Origin of the sequence: Bacteroides bouchesdurhonensis, assembly GCF_900155865.1 — a bacterium.
GTDB lineage: Bacteria > Bacteroidota > Bacteroidia > Bacteroidales > Bacteroidaceae > Bacteroides > Bacteroides bouchesdurhonensis.
Window position 1 is genome coordinate 1423839 of record NZ_LT707006.1, and the last position, 22056, is coordinate 1445894.

Annotated in this window: 19 protein-coding genes and 1 riboswitch; of the genes, 10 read left to right on the top strand and 9 right to left on the bottom strand. The window is 40.9% G+C overall.

Annotated elements, in window-relative coordinates:
* The first annotated feature begins 2 nt into the window (after window positions 1-2).
* The gene (locus tag CZ225_RS05760) at window positions 3-1031 is read left to right on the top strand and encodes a metallophosphoesterase (protein ID WP_077153318.1); all 1029 of its coding nucleotides are present in this window, start codon (window positions 3-5) and stop codon (window positions 1029-1031) included.
* Between the two features lie 49 nt (window positions 1032-1080).
* Here the strand turns inward: CZ225_RS05760 and nadD are convergent, their stop codons facing one another.
* The 3 genes from nadD to CZ225_RS05780 all read right to left on the bottom strand — a co-directional run bounded on the left by nadD (window position 1081) and on the right by CZ225_RS05780 (window position 3390).
* A complete protein-coding gene (gene nadD, locus CZ225_RS05765) occupies window positions 1081-1683 on the bottom strand; it encodes a nicotinate (nicotinamide) nucleotide adenylyltransferase (RefSeq protein ID WP_077153319.1) in 603 nt (200 codons plus the stop codon).
* Between the two features lie 184 nt (window positions 1684-1867).
* Complete coding sequence (gmk, locus tag CZ225_RS05775; protein WP_077153321.1) at window positions 1868-2434, bottom strand: guanylate kinase; 567 nt, start codon at window positions 2432-2434, stop codon at window positions 1868-1870.
* Between the two features lie 77 nt (window positions 2435-2511).
* Window positions 2512-3390 carry a YicC/YloC family endoribonuclease gene (locus tag CZ225_RS05780; RefSeq protein WP_077153322.1) on the bottom strand — a complete coding sequence of 293 codons (879 nt, stop codon included), beginning with the start codon at window positions 3388-3390 and terminating at the stop codon, window positions 2512-2514.
* 89 nt (window positions 3391-3479) lie between these two features.
* Between CZ225_RS05780 and tsaB the strand changes: the two genes are divergently transcribed.
* The 7 genes from tsaB to rseP all read left to right on the top strand — a co-directional run bounded on the left by tsaB (window position 3480) and on the right by rseP (window position 10262).
* Window positions 3480-4169 (top strand): tRNA (adenosine(37)-N6)-threonylcarbamoyltransferase complex dimerization subunit type 1 TsaB, encoded by a 690-nt coding sequence (gene tsaB, locus CZ225_RS05785; RefSeq protein WP_077153323.1) that lies wholly within the window; start codon window positions 3480-3482, stop codon window positions 4167-4169.
* 52 nt (window positions 4170-4221) lie between these two features.
* Window positions 4222-4836, top strand: a complete 615-nt coding sequence (locus tag CZ225_RS05790) for a DUF4290 domain-containing protein (protein ID WP_077153324.1) — start codon at window positions 4222-4224, stop codon at window positions 4834-4836.
* Window positions 4837-4846: 10 nt separating this feature from the next.
* Entirely contained in the window at window positions 4847-6151 is a 1305-nt protein-coding gene (gene murA / locus CZ225_RS05795) for a UDP-N-acetylglucosamine 1-carboxyvinyltransferase (protein WP_077153325.1), read from the top strand.
* A complete protein-coding gene (rimM, locus tag CZ225_RS05800; protein WP_077153326.1) occupies window positions 6148-6684 on the top strand; it encodes a ribosome maturation factor RimM in 537 nt (178 codons plus the stop codon). Before murA ends, rimM begins: the two co-directional genes overlap by 4 nt.
* Window positions 6685-6728: 44 nt before the next feature.
* Window positions 6729-7589, top strand: a complete 861-nt coding sequence (locus CZ225_RS05805) for a M23 family metallopeptidase (protein ID WP_077153327.1) — start codon at window positions 6729-6731, stop codon at window positions 7587-7589.
* A gap of 42 nt (window positions 7590-7631) precedes the next feature.
* On the top strand, window positions 7632-8822 hold the full coding sequence (locus CZ225_RS05810; RefSeq protein ID WP_077153328.1) for a 1-deoxy-D-xylulose-5-phosphate reductoisomerase: 1191 nt from the start codon (window positions 7632-7634) through the stop codon (window positions 8820-8822).
* 84 nt (window positions 8823-8906) lie between these two features.
* Window positions 8907-10262, top strand: a complete 1356-nt coding sequence (gene rseP, locus CZ225_RS05815; RefSeq protein WP_077155718.1) for an RIP metalloprotease RseP — start codon at window positions 8907-8909, stop codon at window positions 10260-10262.
* Window positions 10263-10572: 310 nt separating this feature from the next.
* On the opposite strand, the gene CZ225_RS05820 is transcribed toward rseP, so the two are convergent.
* The 3 genes from CZ225_RS05820 to CZ225_RS05830 form a co-directional block, all read right to left on the bottom strand.
* Entirely contained in the window at window positions 10573-11967 is a 1395-nt protein-coding gene (locus CZ225_RS05820; RefSeq protein ID WP_077153329.1) for an MFS transporter, read from the bottom strand.
* A gap of 137 nt (window positions 11968-12104) precedes the next feature.
* Window positions 12105-12563 (bottom strand): anaerobic ribonucleoside-triphosphate reductase activating protein, encoded by a 459-nt coding sequence (gene nrdG / locus CZ225_RS05825; protein ID WP_077153330.1) that lies wholly within the window; start codon window positions 12561-12563, stop codon window positions 12105-12107.
* Window positions 12564-14957 carry an anaerobic ribonucleoside triphosphate reductase gene (locus CZ225_RS05830; RefSeq protein ID WP_077153331.1) on the bottom strand — a complete coding sequence of 798 codons (2394 nt, stop codon included), beginning with the start codon at window positions 14955-14957 and terminating at the stop codon, window positions 12564-12566.
* Window positions 14958-15027: 70 nt separating this feature from the next.
* Window positions 15028-15218: riboswitch (cobalamin riboswitch) on the bottom strand.
* 353 nt (window positions 15219-15571) lie between these two features.
* Here CZ225_RS05830 and CZ225_RS05835 point away from each other — a divergent pair.
* A complete protein-coding gene (locus CZ225_RS05835; protein ID WP_129585748.1) occupies window positions 15572-16159 on the top strand; it encodes a hypothetical protein in 588 nt (195 codons plus the stop codon).
* A gap of 111 nt (window positions 16160-16270) precedes the next feature.
* On the opposite strand, the gene CZ225_RS05840 is transcribed toward CZ225_RS05835, so the two are convergent.
* Window positions 16271-16888 carry a hypothetical protein gene (locus CZ225_RS05840; protein ID WP_129585749.1) on the bottom strand — a complete coding sequence of 206 codons (618 nt, stop codon included), beginning with the start codon at window positions 16886-16888 and terminating at the stop codon, window positions 16271-16273.
* Between the two features lie 287 nt (window positions 16889-17175).
* On the opposite strand from CZ225_RS05840, the gene CZ225_RS05845 reads away from it, so the two are divergent.
* Window positions 17176-18435, top strand: coding sequence for an ISAs1 family transposase (locus CZ225_RS05845; protein WP_234982984.1), 1260 nt, complete (start codon window positions 17176-17178; stop codon window positions 18433-18435).
* 240 nt (window positions 18436-18675) lie between these two features.
* Here CZ225_RS05845 and CZ225_RS05850 read toward each other — a convergent pair whose 3' ends face one another.
* Window positions 18676-20202, bottom strand: a complete 1527-nt coding sequence (locus tag CZ225_RS05850) for an RHS repeat domain-containing protein (protein ID WP_077153334.1) — start codon at window positions 20200-20202, stop codon at window positions 18676-18678.
* Window positions 20174-22042 (bottom strand): DUF6443 domain-containing protein, encoded by a 1869-nt coding sequence (locus CZ225_RS05855; protein ID WP_129585750.1) that lies wholly within the window; start codon window positions 22040-22042, stop codon window positions 20174-20176. The genes CZ225_RS05850 and CZ225_RS05855 overlap by 29 nt, the downstream gene beginning before the upstream one ends.
* Window positions 22043-22056: the final 14 nt, after the last annotated feature.

A 22056-nucleotide genomic window follows, 5' to 3' on the forward strand; every position in this document is an offset into this window, starting at 1 on the left:
TTATGAAGAAGAAGTTTTATCCTTTCATATTATTGGTGGTGGTGTTTGCCTTCGTCTCTTGTAAGTCGAAGAAAAATATGATAGCGAGTTCATCAGGTTCCATTTTGACTATAGATACGGTTACCTCATTAAAGAAAGATACCGATGCTCCTACCAAACAGTCGGATATCAATGATCTGGGTGAAGAATTTAAAAAGGACCGCAAAGCAAAAATCCTTTCTGATGAAACGGTACCTGGAATAAAAATATCCTATTCTGCATTAAGCTTGGGTGCAGATTATTCCGGTATAGAGCGTGTGATGTATTATGATTTCACAAACAATGATATTCCTGAAGCATTTGACGGATTTCGTATCGCTTTTATTTCTGACTTGCATTATAAAAGTTTGTTTAGGCAGACTGCATTGCGTAATCTGGTCCGTTTGTTGAATAAGCAAAAAGCAGATGTGTTGTTGATGGGAGGGGATTATCAGGAAGGATGCGAACATGTGGAACCCTTGTTCGCTGCACTCTCGGAGGTGAAAACTCCGATGGGAACATACGGTGTGATGGGAAATAATGATTATGAGCGTTGTCATGACGAGATCATCCGTACGATGGAACATTATGGAATGCATGTATTGGAGCATAAAGTAGATACTATACGCAAAGGCGGTCAGCAGATACTGATTGCTGGTGTGCATGATCCCTTTAATAGGACAAAGAATGGGGTGTCTCCAACATTGGCACTTTCACCTAAAGACTTTGTTATTCTTCTGGTGCATACTCCGGACTATGTGGAAGATGTGTCGGTAGCTAATACGGATCTTGCTTTGGCGGGACATACCCATGGCGGACAAGTACGCATATTCGGTAAAGCTCCGATACAGAACTCTCATTATGGTATGCGTTTTCTTACAGGATTGGCTTATAACTCAGCTCAGATACCACTGATCGTAACAAATGGCATCGGAACTTCACAGTTACCTATCCGTATGGGTGCTCCTGCAGAGATAATAATGATAACCCTTCACAGTACACAGAAGAAATAGTCAATTGATGAAAAAAGGAGTGATGGATAACGCAGTAGAGTAAGCAATCTTATGACTGCCGTAATTCATCTTGTGTATGCTTAGCCAAGTAATTCCAAACTCTTGGATGAACGAAGTAACGGACATCTTTCCCCTCGGAAAGTGCCTGGCGGATAAAGGTGGAACTGATCTCAAATACAGGTGAATGAACGAGACGTACAGTTTTCGGAAGTTCCCTTTTCTCTATAGGGTAACCTGGGCGTGGATAAATGAGCAGTTGATTTTCTTTGATGATCCGTTCGGATTGATACCAACGATCGAAACGTGCCCAATTATCGGCACCGATAATGAAATAGAACTCCCGTTCGGGATAAGTGGCATGCAACTTATCTAATGTGTGAACACTGTATGATGGACGAGGCAAATGAAATTCGAAATCAGAAGCATGAAAACGTGGATAATCTTCAACAGCCAGTTCTACTAATTTAAGGCGTAGTTCGTCACTCCATAGTTCTGAATGTGCCTTTAGAGGGTTTTGTGGGCTTACTAAAAACCATATTTCATCCAGTCCCTCATATTCGCAAAGGTAATTAGCTATAGCCAAGTGCCCGATATGAATCGGATTGAATGACCCGCTGAAGATTCCGGTTTTTATTTTAGTAACTTTATCCATTTAGGGAAAACAATGGCTTGTCTGAGAGTTATTAACAGTAGGATAACGGCAGAGATCCACTTCTCATAAAAGAAGAAAAATATACCAGAACTCAGGCTTACAATACCTGTGGCAGCACATAGAATCGTCATGTTTACAATTGTCTTTCTAGGATACTTCTTTGCCATTTTCCTTTATTTTTTATCTATTTCTCCAAAAACTCTATGATTACTTTCAGAGCTTCCGCTTTTGCTGTTTCCAAATCGTCATTGATAATGACTTTATCGAATTTGGGAGCAAAACCCAACTCAAATTCAGCTTTAGCTATGCGACTTTCAATTACTTCCGGGTTATCCGTACCTCTACCTTCCAGTCGGCAACGTAACTCTTCAACAGAAGGCGGCTGGATAAAAACAGACAGAGCCCGGTCACCATAGAATTTCTTGATATTGCATCCACCCACTACATCCACGTCAAAAATAACGTTTTGTCCTTCTTCCAATTGCTTTTCTACCTGAGACTTCAATGTCCCATAATAGCGGTCTGTATATACTTCTTCGTATTCCAGAAACTCATTATTCTCTATACGATGACGAAACTCTTCAGGAGTAAGAAAGAAATATTCAACCCCATGTTTCTCTGTTCCGCGCGGAGCGCGGCTAGTGGCAGAAATAGAGAAAGCAAGATTCAAATCCTGCGTTAATAGATAATTGATGATAGTAGATTTTCCTGAACCTGACGGGGCGGAAAAGATGATTAATTTACCATTCATAATAAAAATAAAGAATTAAGAATGAAGAATTGCTGTGCTATTTATAACGTTACATAGTAATTCTTCATTCTTTATTTTTACATAACGTTCAATACTTGTTCTTTGATTTGCTCCAATTCATCTTTCATTTGCACGACGATCTTTTGCATTTCGGCATGGTTGGATTTGCTACCAAGTGTGTTGATTTCACGTCCCATTTCCTGAGCGATGAATCCTAGTTTCTTGCCCTGGCCGTTACCATTTTCCATGGTGCTGATAAAGTATTTCAAGTGGTTGTTGAGGCGTTGCTTCTCTTCATTGACATCGAGTTTTTCGATGTAGTAGATTAATTCTTGTTCCAATCGGTTCTTGTCGTAATCCACACTTAAGGTTTTTTCAAGTGCATCGGTGATACGTTCTTTCACTCTTTCTACACGTTCTTTCTCGTAAGGAGTCACTGTTTCGAGCAAATGAGTGATATTAGTGATTTTCTCGCGGAATTTCTTTTCCAATGCAGCACCTTCCTGCTTACGGAACTCTACAAGATTATTGATCGCTTCCAATACAGCCGTATGTACCATTTCCCATTCCTCTTCCGTCAGCTCCTGAATCTCTGTTTTTGTCATGACATCCGGTAGGCGGAGCAATGTCTGAAACCAGTCTGTCGGAACAGGGATACCAAGATTTTCAGAAATGTTCTGGATTTGTTTGTAGTAACCTTCTAACAACGTTTGATTGATAGGAGTCGCTCCTTCCGTACCTTCCTTTTTCTCTATCCACAGGCTGAAATCAACCTTTCCACGCTCCAGTATTTTGGATATTTCATTGCGGATTTCAATCTCTTTTTCACGATAAATAGGGGCTATGCGGGTGAAAAGGTCCATAGCTTTGCTATTGAGCGACTTGATTTCTACGTTTATCTTTTTATCAGGAAGTTCGGCGGTAGCTTTGCCATATCCTGTCATTGACTGTATCATAATCTTAAAGTTTTGTGCAAAAGTACACGATTATTTTAAGAATTGGAAATAATCATGTAAATTTGCCACAATTTAATAAGCTGATTTTTATGTCGTGTATACTGAATATTGAAACCTCTACCTCTGTTTGCTCGGTAGCGGCCAGTCAAGACGGACAGACGATTTTTGTGAAAGAAGACTTGAAAGGCCCTTCACACGCCGTGTCTTTGGGAGTGTTTGTAGACGAAGCGTTATCATTTATCGATAACCATGCCATACCATTGGATGCAGTTGCAGTCAGTTGCGGACCGGGTTCTTATACCGGACTTCGTATCGGGGTTTCGATGGCAAAAGGTATTTGCTACGGTCGTAACATTCCATTGATTGGCATTCCTACTCTGGAGGTTCTCTGTGTACCTATACTGTTACAGCATGATCTGCCGGAAGATGCACTGCTTTGCCCAATGATCGACGCTCGCCGTATGGAAGTATACGCAGCTATCTATGATCGTGCTTTGAATGTGAAACGTGAGATTGCCGCCGACATCGTAGATGAGAGTTCATATCTTAAATTTCTAAACGAACATCCGGTTTACTTCTTTGGTAACGGAGCAGAGAAATGTCGTGAGAAAATCACTCATCCGCATGCACATTTCATTGAAAATATTCATCCGCTGGCAAAAGCGATGTACCCATTGGCTGAGAAAGCAGTAGCATTGGAAGATTATAAGGATGTTGCTTATTTTGAACCTTTCTATTTGAAAGAGTTTGTTGCCTCATTACCCAAAAAACTTCTTTAATTGTTTTCTTATGTCATTATCTATAATTAATAATTCCTTATCTACTGAAGATATGCAATACAATACCCAACAAAAGAGAATGCCGCTTCCCGAATACGGACGTAGCATCCAAAATATGGTGGATTATGCGCTGACTATCCAGGATCGTGCCGAACGTCAACGTTGTGCCAACACAATTATCAACATTATGGGGAATATGTTTCCTCATCTGCGTGATGTTCCTGATTTCAAGCATAAACTGTGGGACCATTTGGCTATTATGTCCGGTTTTGAGTTGGATATCGATTATCCCTACGAAATAATCAAGAAAGACAATCTGGTGACTAAGCCGGAACCGATACCTTACCCACACGTTCGTATGCACTACCGTCATTATGGGCATACCTTGGAAGTCTTGATAAAGAAAGCCTGTGAATTTCCGGAAGGAAATGAAAAAAGAAACCTGGTAGCAATGATTTGCAACCATATGAAGAAAGACTACATGGCTTGGAACAAAGACACGGTGGACGAACGTAAGATCGCAGAAGACCTGAATGAACTTTCGGATGGAAAGCTTCAACTGACAGATGATATTATTCGTCTGATGGCAGAACGTCTGAGTCAGAACTATCGTCCGAAAGTAAATTATAACAATAACAGAAATAATAATCAACGCAGAAGATATTAATCAGAATTATATGGCTTCATTTGTAATCGAAGGAGGACATCGGCTCAGTGGGGAAATCTATCCTCAGGGTGCTAAAAACGAAGTTTTGCAGATTATCTGTGCCACGTTGCTGACTGCAGAGGAAGTAACTGTGAACAATATACCTGACATTTTGGATGTCAATAACCTGATCCAGCTTGTGCGGGAAATGGGAGTAACGGTTGCAAAGAATAGCATTGATTCTTATACCTTCAAAGCAGAGAACGTCGATTTGGCGTATCTGGAGAGTGATGAATTCCTGAAAAAGTGCTCAAGCCTTCGCGGGTCGGTTATGCTGATCGGTCCGATGGTAGCGCGTTTTGGCAAAGCACTGATTTCAAAGCCGGGGGGAGATAAGATTGGTCGTAGACGTCTGGATACTCACTTTGTTGGCATTCAGAACTTGGGAGCAGATTTCCGTTATGATGAAGAACGTGGTATTTACGTAATAACGGCAGAACGACTTCAAGGCAATTATATGCTGTTGGACGAAGCTTCCGTTACCGGAACTGCCAATATTGTGATGGCTGCTGTGCTTGCTAAAGGTACGACTACTATCTACAATGCAGCTTGTGAACCTTATTTGCAACAACTCTGCCACATGCTCAACCGAATGGGAGCAAAAATCAGCGGCATTGCTTCTAATCTACTTACGATCGAAGGTGTAGAAGAATTGCATGGTACGCAACATACCGTATTGCCTGATATGATCGAAGTGGGCAGTTTCATCGGTATGGCAGCCATGACCAAAAGTGAGATTACCATTAAAAATGTTTCCAATGAGAATCTGGGGATTATCCCGGAAAGTTTTCGTCGTTTGGGTATCAAACTGGAGCAAAAGGGAGATGATATCTATATCCCGGCTCAGGAAACATATCAGATAGAATCTTTTATAGATGGCTCAATCATGACCATAGCCGATGCACCTTGGCCGGGTTTGACACCTGACTTGCTGAGCGTATTGTTGGTAGTAGCTACCCAAGCTAAAGGAAGTGTATTGATACATCAGAAAATGTTTGAAAGCCGTTTGTTCTTTGTGGACAAGCTAATAGATATGGGAGCACAGATTATCTTGTGTGATCCGCACCGGGCTGTTGTCATTGGGCATAATCATGGTTTTACCCTGCGTGGTGCCCGTCTTACTTCTCCGGATATTCGTGCTGGTATCGCCCTGTTGATTGCCGCCATGAGTGCGGAAGGAACAAGCACTATCAGTAACATCGAACAGATAGACCGCGGATATCAGAATATTGAAGGACGTCTGAATGCAATCGGAGCAAGAATAACTCGTATATGATAAAGAAAGAAGAAGTATATAAGATCGGTATATTTAATAAACCGCATGGCATACATGGTGAATTGCAATTTACTTTCACAGATGATATTTTCGATCGTGCAGGTTGCGATTATTTGGTATGTCAGCTCGATGGAATCTTCGTGCCTTTCTTTATCGAAGAATACCGTTTCCGCTCAGATTCTACCGCTTTGGTGAAGCTGGAAGGAGTAGATACTGCCGAACGGGCCCGGATGTTTACCAATGTTGATGTTTATTTTCCGGTGGAACATGTAGATGAGGCAGAAGCCGGAGAATTGTCGTGGAACTTTTTTATCGGTTTCCGAATGGAAGATGTTCACCATGGACTACTAGGGGAAGTTGTGGATGTAGATACCACTACAGTGAACACTCTTTTTGTTGTCGAACAGGAGGGAGAAGAACTTCTGGTTCCTGCGCAGGAAGAGTTTATTTTAGGCATTGATCAGGAGAAGAAGCTTATTACAGTGGAGCTTCCTGAAGGATTGCTGGATTTAGATGATTTGGAAGAAGATTAAAATAGATTGTAGTAACTAATTAGAAATTTGTAATTAACCGAGGAATGCCAAATAGAAGACGAAGCAAAGCTTTCTGGAATAATTTCAAGTTCAAGTACAAACTCACAATAACCAATGAGAACACACTTGAAGAGATAGTAGGGCTTCATGTATCCAAGCTTAACGGCCTCTCTGTTTTGCTGAGTGTACTGGCAGTGCTCTTTCTAATAGCTGCTGGTATCATTGCTTTTACTCCTTTGCGTAATTACCTTCCCGGTTATATGAATAGTGAAGTTCGTAGTCAGATTGTGAATAATGCACTACGGGTGGATTCTCTCCGGCAGGTATTGGACAAGCAGAATCTTTATATCATGAATATTCAGGATATATTTAGCGGAAAGGTACAGATCGACAGTGTACAAACGTTGGATTCACTGACGGAAGCCCGGCATGATACTTTGATGGAGCGTACTAAGCGTGAAGAGGAATTCCGCCGCCAATATGAAGAAAATGAAAAATATAATTTGACATCGAGTGCTTCTCAACCGGATGTAAACGGATTAATTTTCTATCGTCCGGCACGTGGTATGGTTTCCGACCATTTCGATGCGGAGAAGAAACATTTCGGAACAGACATTGCGGCTAACCCTAATGAAAGTGTGTTGGCAACAATGGACGGAACGGTTATTTTGAGCACTTATACAGCTGAAACAGGTTACCTGATAGCTGTACAGCATAATCAGGATTTTGTTTCGGTCTACAAACATTGCGGTTCGCTGCTAAAGAAAGAAGGCGAACGGGTAAAAGGAGGAGAAGCTATTGCCTTGGTAGGGAATAGCGGGACACTCAGCACAGGTCCTCACTTACACTTTGAACTCTGGTATAAAGGTCGTCCCGTTAATTCGGAGAAATATATCGTGTATTAAGTGGAGAGGATGATGGAAAGAAAATGAAGGAACTAGATCATAATGAATATAGAGAACAATAAAAAGAAAAAACAAATAGTAATTTTAGGCTCTACCGGTTCGATCGGTACACAGGCGTTACAGGTAATTGAGGAACATCCAGATTTGTACGAAGCCTATGCACTGACAGCTAATAACCGGGTGGAACTATTGATTGATCAGGCAAGGAAGTTTCAACCGGAAGTGGTAGTGATAGCCAACGAAGAGAAATATCTTCAGTTAAAAGAAGCATTGAGTGATCTTCCCATCAAAGTATATGCGGGTACGGATGCTATTTGCCAGATTGTAGAGGCAGGACCTGTTGATATGGTGCTGACTGCTATGGTAGGATTTGCAGGACTCAAACCAACGATCAATGCGATCCGGGCAAGAAAAGCCATCGCATTGGCCAATAAAGAGACATTGGTTGTAGCCGGAGAGTTGATTAATCAGTTGGCACAGCAATATCATACTCCTATTTTGCCGGTTGATTCCGAACACTCCGCTGTCTTTCAGTGTTTAGCAGGAGAGGTAGGCAATCCGATTGAGAAAGTAATACTGACAGCTTCGGGGGGGCCTTTCCGTACTTGCACATTGGAACAACTGAAATCTGTGACGAAGGCACAAGCTTTGAAACACCCAAACTGGGAAATGGGAGCTAAGATCACAATCGACTCAGCATCTATGATGAACAAAGGTTTTGAGGTTATCGAAGCCAAATGGTTGTTTGGTGTGCAGCCCAGCCAAATAGAAGTGGTGGTACATCCACAATCCGTTATTCACTCGATGGTACAGTTCGAAGACGGTGCGGTGAAGGCACAACTTGGTATGCCGGACATGCGTCTGCCTATTCAGTATGCGTTCTCTTATCCGGATCGTATTCTATCTTCTTTCGACAGGCTCGACTTTACTAAATGTACGAATCTGACGTTTGAACAACCCGATACGAAACGTTTCCGTAACTTGTCGTTGGCCTATGAAGCGATGTATCGTGGAGGAAATATGCCTTGCATCGTGAATGCTGCTAATGAAGTAGTCGTTGCTTCCTTCTTAAGGGATGGTATCAGTTTCCTCGGTATGAGTGATGTGATAGAGAAAACAATGGAACGTACAGCTTTTGTATCTACGCCAACGTATGATGATTATGTAGCGACTGATGCAGAGGCCCGGAGGATTGCGGAAAGCTTGATAAAAGATATATTTTTAGAGAAATAGATTAGTATTAATATAAATTGAAAGTAGCCTCAGGTTCTTCCTTTTTAGGGAGATAGGATGAAAGAGGCTTTAAATTGTGATTATATGGAAATATTTTTGATTCGTGCCCTGCAATTGATTATGAGCCTTTCGTTGCTCGTCATCATTCACGAAGGTGGGCATTTCCTTTTTGCCCGTTTGTTTAAGGTGCGTGTAGAAAAATTCTGCTTATTTTTTGACCCTTGGTTTACCCTCTTCAAGTTCAAACCCAAGAAGAGTGAGACTGAATATGCAATAGGATGGCTGCCCTTGGGTGGTTATGTAAAGATTGCCGGTATGATAGATGAGTCTATGGATACCGAACAGATGAAGCAACCCGAAAAGCCATGGGAATTTCGTGCTAAACCGGCTTGGCAACGTTTGTTGATCATGGTAGGCGGTGTGCTGTTCAATTTCTTATTGGCACTGTTTATCTATTCAATGATCCTGTTTGCGTGGGGTGACCAATATATTAAGGTACAGGATGTTCCCCTTGGTATGGATTTCAATGAAACAGCTAAATCTGTAGGCTTTAAAGACGGAGACATCCTATTGTCTGCCGACGGTGTTCCTTTTGTACGTTATGATGGCGACATGTTGAGCCAGATTGCCGATGCCCGTGAAGTTAGTGTGCTTCGTGGCGGCAAGCAGGCTTCTGTATACATTCCCGAAGATATGATGCAACGTTTGATGACGGATAGTATCCGTTTCGCTTCTTATCGTTTTCCGTATGTAGTAGATAGTGTAAGAGTAAATTCTCCGGCCGCACTCGCCGGTGTTCAACCGGGAGATAGTATTATTGCTCTGGATGGAAAACCGATTTCTTATTCGGACTTTAAAGAAGCAATGGCAGATCGTAAAAAGAATGAAGCTGCCCTTCGTAAAGACAGCATTGATCCTCGCGTGATCACATTGACTTATGTACGTGGCGGTGTGACAGATAATCTGACGATGAAAGTGGATACGGCTTACCTCATGGGCGTAAATGCTTGTATCGAGACTGAACGTCTGCTGCCAATGGTGAAGAAAGAATATGGTTTCTTTGAGTCTTTCCCTGCGGGGGTTGCTTTGGGGGTAAAAACACTGAAAGGTTATGTAGGAAACATGAAGTACCTCTTCTCAAAAGAAGGAGCGAAACAGTTGGGAGGTTTCGGAACGATCGGTAGCATTTTCCCTGCTACATGGGATTGGCACCAGTTCTGGTATATGACGGCTTTCTTATCTATTATCCTTGCATTTATGAATATCCTTCCGATCCCTGCATTGGACGGAGGACATGTACTCTTCCTTTTCTATGAGATCATAGCACGCCGTAAACCAAGTGATAAGTTTATGGAGTATGCTCAGATGACTGGAATGATCCTGCTCTTCGGACTGTTGATATGGGCGAACTTTAACGATATATTGAGGTTCTTCTTCTAGCTTTTGAAGTAGCAATTGTTCTGTGTGTCTATTTACTATAAACAAACTATAGCTATATAGGTTTATTGGGGTGTCTGTTAGTCGTTTTTATAATGAAGATGAAGCAGGCACCCCAATAGATTAGTGAGTATCACAGATGTTTCCGTTCCGTTCCACATGTGTTTCCGTTTCGTTCCATAATTGTGGAACGAATAGACTTTGGTTACGGATATCAATAATTTTTGTAGTGAAGATAACTGATGAAGTTTACTTACCGTCTCAGTTTTACATGGTTATTATTTCAACTTTATATGGTTGTCTCAGTATTATACTATTTAAGAGTAGATGGTTGTGATAGCCTCAAACTACTGACAATTGCTGCAAGAACAGCAAATACACTTCCCACGACCAGACAAACGGAAGTGCTCTGATCTTGAATAACAAAGCTGAATACCAGTGCCACAATCGTAGTACCGGAAGTCTGTCCCAATAATCGTGCCATCCCAAGCATACCACTTGCTCCCCCGGAACGATTAGTTGGTGCGGAAGAGATAATTGTACTATTATTCGGAGTCTGGAACAGGCCAAATCCTGCTCCACAAAGCATTAAACGTAAGACAATGCTAATATCGGATGAATCGGCAGTCAGGCTTGAAAGCGAGAACAGCCCGATAGCAAACAATGCCATACCAATACTTCCAAGTATTCCCGGATGAATGCGTTCCACCAAATAACCTGCTAACGGAGCAGTAACAAGTGTTGCCAAAGGCCAGGGAGTAAGTAAAAGTCCCGTCATCACTTCACTGTGTCCTAACGTATTTTGCAGGAAAAACGGAAGAGATACCATTGCCGACATTTGAGCGATAAACGAACAAATAGATGTCAGAATAGACAAACGGAAAATAGGAATCTTCAATAAATCCAATGGAAGCAATGGAGTTGTTTGAGTTAATTGCCGACGTACGTAATAAGTTCCGACGACTGCTAGCACAATCAATTGAATAAAGAGAAAATCCATCTTCTCATGATGTGCAAAACCATCCAATGTATAAATAAGTAAACCGAAGGTCAATGCATTTGCTACCGCACTGATTGTATCAAACTTCCGTTTTGTCCGTTCTTCCTGACGAGGAAGATATTTGCTGCCCAAGACTAATGCAGTAATTCCCAAAGGTACGTTAATGGCAAACAGCCAGTGCCAAGAAGCTATCGACAGGATACCACTTGCTACCGAAGGTCCTGCGGCAGCCGATATTGCCACAACCATGGCATTAATCCCCATCCCTTGCCCTATCTTGTTTTTCGGATAGATATAGCGTAACTGTGCCGTATTTACACTCGTAATAGCTGACGCACTGAATCCCTGAAAGATACGGGCAATGGTCAGCGTCCAAAAAGAATCGGACAGCGCACAAATCAGTGAAGTAATGCAAAACAAGCCGATTCCTGAAAGAAAAACCTTTCGGTAACCGATGATTTCTCCAAGCGAGGAAAAAGACAATAGAGATACGACGATGGCCAGCTGATAACCATTGATGATCCATGTCGTCACAGAAGGAGAAGTCCCAAAGTCATGCGAAAGTGTAGGAAGTACGACATTGACTATATTGATATCAAGTACCGACATACAGAGAGCAAAACCGACGGAAACCACTGCCCAGATTCGTCTTGGCATTGGCAATCCGTCAGTTTCGTCTATTGGAGTTGGGTTGATTGTTTGTACCATAAAACTTATTATTCTAACACTAATTGTTGGTGCTATAAAAGTAAACAAAACAACGATATAGCTGTTTCTGCATCCTCTGAAAAATAAGTTTTTTTAGCGCAGAACATATCCCGCTACTTTAGGATTCTCGTGATAAATTATTTCAATCGCAGTATCCGTTGATTGCTACTTCCTCGAAATTCCAGATAAGGAGAGAAGAGAGACTGATCGAAACGACCATCTACCAACACATCTATATAAGGAAGAATTGCATCCAGTTGAGGCTGTGATTTGATTTCCTCATACGTGTATCCTGTATAACACCATACGTTCATTCCGGTTTCCTCCTTTACTCTTTTCACAAGCTGCAGAAATGCTTCCGGATCGTAGAAAGGATCTCCCCCGGAAAAAGTGACTCCATCCAGCAAAGGGTTCTTTTTAATCTCCCGAATGATCTCACCCATACGATCTTCTGTCAAGAACTCACCTGCCGTTGGATTCCAACTCTCCGGATTGTGGCAACCGGGACAGTGGTGAGAGCAACCGGCCAGATAAATAGAATACCGAATGCCTTCACCATCTACAATTGTTTCGGGATAAGTACCTAATAAATACATTTAATTATGTTTTACTCGATCCATTTCCTCTGCCCGTTTAGCTGAATTCCACGAACTTAAATCTCCAGTCAGATAGCCGGTGATACGACGCATACGGAGAATGCTTTCACTTTGGCATACAGGACATTTGTCGAAGATCACACCTTTATATCCACAATTGTGGCAAGTATCTACCGGGTGGTTGATGGAACCGTAGCCAACACCTTCGTCGTGCATCACTTTGACGATCTTGACGATAGCGCGGATATTCTTCTGTGCTTCTCCATCCAGTTCCACATAAGTAATATGTCCGCCACGAGTGATGGCATGGAATGGAGCTTCACGTTTTATTTTCTCTACTATGCTAATCGGTTCTTTCACATCCACATGGAAAGAATTGACATAATAGTCACGATCTGTCACACCTTCAATTTTACCGTATTTGCGTCTGTCCATCTTGGTGAAACGTCCCGAAAGACCTTCGGCAGGTGTGGCAAGTACAGAATAGTTGAGGTTATATTTCGCTTTATATTCGTCAGCCACTTTATTCAGTTCCATGATGGCTTCATATAACGTATCCCATGACTTCTGGCTGTGTCCATGACCTTTTCCGTAAAGTGCAACCATCGCATTGTGCCCGCCGATGAAACCAATACCGAGAGTACCGCTACGAAGAACGTCACCCACCTGTTCGTTAGGATTCAATGCACCACCACCTTTCCAAACATCGTTACCGATCATAAAAGGAAACTGACGTGCCAAAGCAGTACGTTGATATTGATAACGTTCGTAAAGCTGATCTGCTACCAGCGTAGCCATAGAATGAACAGACTCTATAAAAATCTCTTTTGCTTTCTGTTCGATAGCGTCTTTATTACGTTCGTCATCTACCAGACTCTCGGCTTTGATACGCGCCTCAATAGCCAGACGAGGCATATTCAGCGTAGTGAACGAGAGATTACCACGTCCCAGAGACGACTTCTCACCGGCTACATTCTCGAATACCCGGGTACGGCAGCCCATTGTTGCCAATTCATAGATGTAACGTTTCGGATCCTCTGCTTTCCACTTCTCGTTCTGGTTGAATGGTGTATCCAGAAACATAAAGTTCGGGAAGAGTGCTTTTGCAGTAGTTTGGCAAGCCTTCAGTAGTAAGTCAAAGTTAGGAGCCTCATAATGTTCCTTCATTGCTTCCTCGAAGTTCTCCGTTTTCATTACCTTTTCAAAGTCCTTTTCCGAATAAGATACACCATCTTTCACTTTAAAAATCTGAATCGGGAATACGGGAACCTCTCCACGTGTTCCGAGTCCTTCGATGGTTGCTTTCAGTAACTCCTCAATTACCATACGACCTTCGGCAGAAGTATCCGTACCGTAATTGATGGAACTGAACACTACCTGATTACCACCGCGGGAGTGCATCGTATTCAGATTATGGATAAAACCTTCCATTGCCTGATGGGTATCTTTCTGTGTTTGCTGGTAGGCTTTATCGATGATACGGGCAAGGTGTTCCTTGTCTATATTGATTTGCAGCGCAGCCAGTGAAATACGTAACGTTTCACGCTCCAGTTCACTAGACTTGATAGAAGGAAGATATTCTTTAATAAGTGTCCGGATCGATTTTTCGTTTACCTGACTTCCATTCTCCATGTTTACATAGAAACTGATGAGTGACGCCAGATGTTTGCGGAATGATTTAGCCACCCCTTTTGCCATGAAGAAGTCAAAAGCAGGGATAGCCTGGCCGCCATGTTGCTCATTCTGATTGGTCTGGAAGATAATAGTAGCCAACGTTGCATAGCTCTGAATACTTTGTGGCGTACGGATACTGCCGTTCTTAGTGCGGAAACCCCGTTCGAAGAGATCGTCCATATCATATTGGATACAAGTCGTCGTCTTGGTAGGATAGTAATCTAGGTCATGGATATGAATATCTCCCAACTGGTGTGCTTCTGCAAAACGTTTGGGCAATAGATACTTATAGGTATAGTCTTTGGTTACTTCCGAAGCGAATGTCATCATCTGTCCGGCAGGAGTATGACTACTCATATTAGCGTTGCTCAGGTTCACATCGTTCTTATCGATAGACACGATACCATCCATTACCTGCTTCATTTCAGTTTTCTTTTCCCGTTCCGAATTCCGCCATTCGCGATAGATGATATACTTTTTGGCGACTTCCGGACGAACCTTCATCAGTTCCTTTTCCACCAAGTCCTGAATTTCCTCTACAGTGATGGTAGGAGACACAAACTGACTGATTACATTCATTGTGATGTCAGCAATCAAATGCTGTTCATCCCGTACACCCGTTGCACTGAATGCCTTACTAATTGCATTCTTGATCTTACTAATAGAGAAATCTTCTCTTTTACCATCCCGTTTGATGATACAAATTTCCGCGTAGTTCATAACTTTAACTCCCGAAAGTTTTAATTAAACATTGATTGATGAAAAGTAGAAATGAATCGAGAATTTCGTTCTTCATTTCATAGTCCCGGCAGGTCTTCTGACTTATCCCTCCCCCGCAACGCCTTCCCACATCCATTGACGGATACAGTGACATTTATGTGCGGATTCCTAGAGAATTACAGCAGCGGGTACTGTCGCTGATTTGCACAGCGTTCCCTCATGACTAAACCTCTTTTTAGTTCCGAAACCGGATACAAAGATAAAGGATAAAGTGATAGCCCGAATGACTTTTAACATTAAATTTTGGGAAACTTTTCTTTCTCGCTGATACAGAAAGTTTTCCGTTTTGGAAAACTTTTAAGAAATGATTTGGAAGAAAATATTGTATTTCTGACCTTTGTAGGCTTAAAATAGTGGTTTTGAATATAGAACTGTGATACTGAGTGTGTTTTCTTAAATACAAGCCAGTATCTTTTTTATATAAGGACCTTGTTTAAAGCACATTCTATTTTTTTAGCAGAGTAATCCTTTGATTTATACTCCAAAGTTATGAAAAAAAAACAATAAAAGCGGATTGTCCTCTTAAAAAACAGCCGATTAACACACATATGCGTATGCGATGTTTATCGGTTTTGGAAGATGTATTAAATAATTTTTATGTTCCTTTTGCCCGGCAGGTGAGTGAACCTTATTCCGGCCAGGAACGGAAACTGCTTGTCTCGATCATAAAACTACTAACATTCAGGATAGAGGAGAATCTTTTCAAACCTTATTTTTCTTGTACGAATAGCAGGTGTAACTTCATTCGGCTTTTAGGTAAGAAGAATTATTTCCGACTTACTTTACCTCCGGATCATCCTTTTTGTATAGCTGCTCGTACGAATTGTCTGCATCAATTGGCTGATAAGTTGAATTGCTTTTTTGCCTGTCAGTCTACTCCTTGTTCTGTCCGTGAAGGAGCAATTCTTCGTCGACTTAGAAAGATCTTTATCCATCAGCTTCGAGTTACATCTCAATCTGATTTATTCAAAGGTAAGCATAAACTACGGATCACAAAGGAAGAACAACAGGAATTGCAGAGACAAAAGAAGGATGAACAACGAATGAAGCATATCAGTCTCTATCGTTATAATCCGCTTTCGCAGAAATATAAGAAAAAGAAAGAAGGGTTGCTTCAACGTATAGAAAAGGGAGAGTTGTAGGGGAACTGATTCTTTGAAGATTCTTATAACTTCAAACATACTTTCGGTGAATAGAAAGTTTCATACCAGAGTTGGGTTGGAAATACTCTGGTATGAATTCTAACTAGAACACTAATTTCTATCGGCAGAATTTAGAAAATATAAATCGTCTTTTCTGTCCATTACGACTTGGACATTATCTTTTTTATTATATCCTAACCATTGTTCGTTCGGATGATTAAAATCAGGAATTGCAAAGAGTATTCGCTTACATTTGTGCACTTTACAGAAGTTCCTTAAATACGATTCTAATTTCTCATAAAATGGAAATTGAGGCTTAATCTGTTCACCATTACAATAATAACGAAGCGGTTTTCCTAATTTGTATTCTAGCATAGATACTATCGGTATTGTATCATTTTCATATAAATAATATTTAAATAGTACAGAATTGTTGGAAGGAACAAGATATTTATACTCAAGATTAATGATGTCTTTTTCAAAATTTTCATAAACACTGTCAGGATACAAAACAACTTTGTTGTGTGATGTATAAAAACGTGGACAACGTAAATGATCATAGAAACTACGATATTCTCTAGGGTTTCCACCTATAAAAAGAGAATCCTCACAAGGAGAAAATGAATACATGGATGGCGGTACATACAATAAAGTGTCACTACCCATTTGTATGGTATAGGTAAATTCAGGATCTTTTTTTATAAGGATATGCTTTATGTTTTTCTTCAAATATGGGATGATTTTGATGCTTAGATTATCTTTGCAGGCATTATCTCCGTCAGGATAGGTCTCAAAAAAGTATTCTGTAAAATTAATCAACTCTTTTGTGCTGTCGGGGAATTTATAATAATTATTATAATAAAGACCCACGGCTTTTTCATTTAAGAAATATTGTTCATCGCTTGTTGTTGTAATAAAAATCCTTATATTCGTGCGCAGCGATGCTGAAGCACCGCCTTAGGTGTTTCTTCTTATCGTTCATTTTTATTTTTTTATAGGCGGAATTCAATAGTGGTATGATGTTTCTATTGTCTTCCGCCTTTGTTTTTGCGACAGCAAAAATACGATTTATTTCCCTGATATACAACTTTTTACGCATAATACTACTAAAGAAGAAACACCTTGACTGTCTTCGTGGCAGCATCCTGACTCATTTGAGAAAATTTGTATCCTCAGTCCCTGAATACCGCAGAACAAGCAGGGGAAACTTCAAGCACAAACTTGAAGACATACTCATGCTTGTCATATTGGGGAGACTCAGCAAGTGTATTACCAGGGCTGAAATACTTCAATTTGGCAAACATCACTTAAAACGCCTGCAGGGGAAAGGGCTATTCCCGTATGGGCTACCCTCAGCAGCTACGCTTTGCCGTGTGTTTCAAAGCATAGACGATGAAAAGATGGCTGAGCGCATGTCTGCTTTTGCAGATGTTTTCCGCAAGGAAATATCCACTACGGCAACTGATATCATTTGTATTGATGGCAAGGCCATGCGGGGTACCTTGTACGACAACGGACGTAACCCTGATATCGTCTCTGCCTACTCACTTGGTTCGGGCCTTACTTTGGCTACTGATATTTGCAAGGAGAAAAGTAATGAAATCAAATCCGTGCCCCGGTTATTGGACAAACTAGACGTGTCAGGATGTGTAGTCACAGCAGACGCCATGTCATTCCAAAAGGTAATAATAGACAAGATTAGAGATAAAGGAGCAGACTTCGTGATCGAACTCAAGGCGAATCAAAGATCTTTGCGCTATGGACTTGAAGATTCTATAAAGACCGCCACCCCGACTGATGTCTACAAGGAAGGTCCATACTTGGAACACGGCAGGATTGAGTCAAGGATATGCCGTATATACCGTGGGGAAGAACTTATTGTGGACAGGGAAAAATGGAATGGCAATTTGACAGTTATAGAAATAGTCACATCTACCGAAAAAAAGTCCGATGGCAGGAGTACATCTGAACAGCGACTCTACATTTCAAGCCTGGATAGCAGTGCAGAGCGGCTTAGTCAGATAACCAAACAGCATTGGGCTATTGAAAGCATGCACTGGGATCTTGACCGCAATCTCCGGCAGGACAGCATAAAGCGTAAGGCTGAACGGGCGGCCAGGAATCTGGACACAATTCAAAGGATGGTGTTGGCATTGATTGCCGTTTGGAAGAACAGAAGGAAAAAAATATCAGATAAGCAAAAGGGTACAGCTGAGATAATAAGGGAACTATCGGTAAGCTTCACTAACGTGTTGCATTTTTTGGCTCAAAAATGAGAAAAATTCAGATTTGACATATTCGTAACGCATTGATTACCAACAACGGGATACCCGCCCATGCCGCACTGGCATGGGTAGGGGGATTGTACCCCTAAATCAAAACTTAAATGAAAAAGCCGTGATAAAGACCAACAATAACATCTAAGCATGGGTAAAAAGGATTTTCCCTCAATAGATATTGTGCATTGCATACTAGTGTACACAACTGAAGATTAACTATTAATATTATAATTCTTTTCATCTAAATCTATTTTGAAATAATTTATTGTATCTATTTAGAAAACGATAACCTGCTTGTTTTGTATAAAACATTATTTGCGCAGCATGTACAGTTCTAGTACCTGATGTATTCATACGTTCAAAGTATATTGGAATACCACTTTCCAATGATCCTGTTCCTCTATTTCCTTGTCCACGTACAGTACCATCTTTAACATATCCAAACCCACCAGCTTTTGCTCTATTCTTTATCCCTTTATCTGTTTTAAAATAGGCTACATATCCTCCTTCGATCTCAAATGTAAAATACGTATCTTCTCTTAATCCAAATGTACTAATTCTATTATACTCGCCAATATCAAAATCAGTATCTTCATCTCCACTCAATTTATTCTCAAATTGATCATATTCAGTGGGTACTGCATACTTGATTAAAGCTTCATCTAATTTTTGCATTGTCTTCCCTTCTTTTGAGGAAGATAAATATTGGTCTCCCATCAAACTGTAATAATTATCACCTTCAGTATAAGTTAATCCTAGATAAACCCCATTCTTTACAACTTTATTCAACATTTTCTGTGAACGAATTTCTTCGCTATATTTATATTGCCATGTGCCTTCGACATTCTGAACTTTGTACCAATCTTTACCATCCGAATCAATGTTGTTGATCGGGTTATTTGCACAATAAACATACGGACTTAACCCATAGCACTTTTCCGCCATCGGATCCACCACATGCCATCTACCTATCGCTGCATCATAATGTCTTGCCCCGTAATCATACCAGTTCAGTCCGTTCTTTGTATCCAGTTCCTTACCATTATACTTATACGGTTGAATAGAAGATGTATTAGCAAACACACCTCCGAAAGGATAGTAATGATTCACCTCTTCTACATTTCCATTCTGATCGGCTACTACACGATTATTCCCTTGATAATCCTGCAAATAATAATGATACTTGTTATCATTCAACGAAACAAAACCGGCTTCTGTCAATACAGTCTTAGGAGTTCCATTTTCAAAGATCACGCTACCGCAGTAATCGGTAGTAGTAGTGTTTCCTGCGATGGTATGTACAGCTCGTAGTTTTTTCCCTGCTGCATCATAGAGGTAAGAAATAGAACTTCCGCCTTCAAATTCAATACGGTCCGGTAAATTTAAGTAATTATATTGGATATTGGTAATTTTTTTATTCAAATCTTTCGTTAAATTGCCATTATCGTCGTAAATATACTCCGTAGCCTGTTTTGAGTTGTCTTTAAATTCAAAACCATTGTTGAATGCTGATGTTGTTACGGCGTCGTTTACACTTAACAGTTGATTACCATTATAAGTCAGATTCAGGTTATCAATCAGACCATATGTCGTGGCAGAAATCTGTCCGTAACGCTGTAATCCCAGAATGTTCCCCATCTTGTCATACCCTGTAATCTGTTCGTTAAATCGGTTACTATTATTAGCCAGATTATCTCCTTCTCCATATGTTGCATTCTTTAGCCTTGAAAGTCCGTCATACGTAAAACGATACCCTGTATACATAGTTTCTAGCCAGTTTCGGTAACTTTGAAAGTCCGTCATACGTAAAACGATACCCCCTTTCTACAGTTTCAGCTCCGGACTTCCAAGACATGCTGCTGATATTTCCATTGTAACATGGAGTATTCCCGGCCACATTCTCCTGATAATTAATAGTCTGATTAAACAACGAACCTGTGATGCCTTTTGTCCAGGAACGTAGGTTATACGCATACTCTGTTTTCAGTTTTGCGTTCCCGTTCCGGCTATTTGACTTCAGTCGGCCTACTTCATCATAGGCATTGTCTACTAGTGTTACTGCTGTGCCATTATTCAGTTGATACATTATTTTTAGCAATCTCTCGGCGTTATCATAGGTATAGGTATAAACTTCCGTTTGTGTATCCTTTCCTGAGGCTGTATGTACTTTTTTCACTTGCAACGGATTTCCGGTAAAGCTATATGCTGTATATACTTTTTCTTTTCCTCCCAAATGATTCTCCGCTTTCGCCTGTATCACCCGTCCCCGGTAATCATAATACAATACAGAATTCAGAAACGAGGCAGAAGCCGTACCGTCAGTCGGTAGCTGTGCTACTAATGTGCCGGTCAATAAGCCTTTGCTGTCCTCATAGCGTGTTCCGAATCCTTGTACCACTTCATATTTCATGTCCGCATTTATAGCATCCGGAATTCCGTTATATCCCATGAAATCGTAATTATCATAATAGTTCACCGTCAATATAACAGGAGTAGTTAGTGAAATTCCCGACACGATGTATCCCTTCGTTATGTTCGTTGCATTTGAGCGCATTCCTTGTATGCATACATCGTTGAGAGGATTGTTGGAGTAGTTGAGATTATTTTTGCAAATTCCGGTTAATGCCGGGCGTCCCAAGGCATCGGGAATGGAAAAGAGCCATTCTCCTTTTAGACGAAGTTCGCCATCCTGAACAAATATTTGTCGGTCGGAACGGTCATACACATAATAAGTCCAGTCGCAGCCGGGGAGCTTTTTGCTGATACAGCGGCCACGTGAATCATATTTATATAAGTAAGCGAAGTTTGCGATTGAGGTTAAAGTCGTCTCATTCCAAGTACCGTCAGCGTTTATAGAATCGGACACAGAGGGCGGAAGGATAAAGCAGATATTTCCAAAATCATCAAATACATGATAAGTATCCAATGATTCTTGAGCATTTTTCTGCCGTACCAGCAAGACCTGACCCAGCTTGTCTTTGAATTCGTAAGTGACATTGCCGTCTTCGTCTGTTACCTTTGTCACATCAAGCGTTCCAGTTGCATAATAACCGGTTCTGGCAAGTTTGCTATCCACTCCTGAACCTTTTACTTTGAACAGGGCACAGGCAAGATCACCGGTATTGTCCACATTCGTAAGATATTCCGTTTTTACGGATTTGCCGTTTGTATGCCAGTCGGAACCCGGACCGAATTCTTCAGAAATACGGTCTTGAGAAAAAAGTGTATATATTTTCTCTGAGTATGGTCGCGAATCATTTCCGTAAAAGGCTTTGACGTTAGCATTCAGTATATGCGGTTGAACATAGGAACCATTATTATCCGGGATTGCTGTCGGAAGCCATGAACATGTCTCACGACTGAAACCATCGTAATCCTGTGAGTTAATCACATCCTTGTGAGTAGGAGAAAAATTCTTCCTCACTGTTTGCTCCGGATATCCAAGTCCGTTAAAATACCGGATTACATCCCTGTAACTTGTATTTGTTTCATCGGTATAAGTACGGGTATAGATATAATTTCTTGTAGATGTCTGCGCATACATGTGACTGTTCCAATTTAGGAACATCAACAATATTGATATATAAATGATACTAGTTTTCATTATCTGGTTCGGTT

Bases quoted from the DNA above. Each gene is read 5' to 3' on its own strand.
- CZ225_RS05845 (WP_234982984.1), top strand. From the start codon at position 17,176: ATGATGTTTCTATTGTCTTCCGCCTTTGTTTTTGCGACAGCAAAAATA.
- CZ225_RS05810 (WP_077153328.1), top strand. From the start codon at position 7,632: ATGAATATAGAGAACAATAAAAAGAAAAAACAAATAGTAATTTTAGGC.
- nadD (WP_077153319.1), bottom strand. From the start codon at position 1,683: ATGGATAAAGTTACTAAAATAAAAACCGGAATCTTCAGCGGGTCATTC.
- CZ225_RS05805 (WP_077153327.1), top strand. From the start codon at position 6,729: ATGCCAAATAGAAGACGAAGCAAAGCTTTCTGGAATAATTTCAAGTTC.
- rimM (WP_077153326.1), top strand. From the start codon at position 6,148: ATGATAAAGAAAGAAGAAGTATATAAGATCGGTATATTTAATAAACCG.
- CZ225_RS05780 (WP_077153322.1), bottom strand. From the start codon at position 3,390: ATGATACAGTCAATGACAGGATATGGCAAAGCTACCGCCGAACTTCCT.
- CZ225_RS05835 (WP_129585748.1), top strand. From the start codon at position 15,572: ATGCGATGTTTATCGGTTTTGGAAGATGTATTAAATAATTTTTATGTT.
- rseP (WP_077155718.1), top strand. From the start codon at position 8,907: ATGGAAATATTTTTGATTCGTGCCCTGCAATTGATTATGAGCCTTTCG.
- nrdG (WP_077153330.1), bottom strand. From the start codon at position 12,563: ATGTATTTATTAGGTACTTATCCCGAAACAATTGTAGATGGTGAAGGC.
- CZ225_RS05760 (WP_077153318.1), top strand. From the start codon at position 3: ATGAAGAAGAAGTTTTATCCTTTCATATTATTGGTGGTGGTGTTTGCC.
- murA (WP_077153325.1), top strand. From the start codon at position 4,847: ATGGCTTCATTTGTAATCGAAGGAGGACATCGGCTCAGTGGGGAAATC.
- CZ225_RS05790 (WP_077153324.1), top strand. From the start codon at position 4,222: ATGCAATACAATACCCAACAAAAGAGAATGCCGCTTCCCGAATACGGA.
- CZ225_RS05830 (WP_077153331.1), bottom strand. From the start codon at position 14,957: ATGAACTACGCGGAAATTTGTATCATCAAACGGGATGGTAAAAGAGAA.
- CZ225_RS05855 (WP_129585750.1), bottom strand. From the start codon at position 22,042: ATGAAAACTAGTATCATTTATATATCAATATTGTTGATGTTCCTAAAT.
- CZ225_RS05850 (WP_077153334.1), bottom strand. From the start codon at position 20,202: ATGTATACAGGGTATCGTTTTACGTATGACGGACTTTCAAGGCTAAAG.
- CZ225_RS05820 (WP_077153329.1), bottom strand. From the start codon at position 11,967: ATGGTACAAACAATCAACCCAACTCCAATAGACGAAACTGACGGATTG.
- tsaB (WP_077153323.1), top strand. From the start codon at position 3,480: ATGTCGTGTATACTGAATATTGAAACCTCTACCTCTGTTTGCTCGGTA.
- gmk (WP_077153321.1), bottom strand. From the start codon at position 2,434: ATGAATGGTAAATTAATCATCTTTTCCGCCCCGTCAGGTTCAGGAAAA.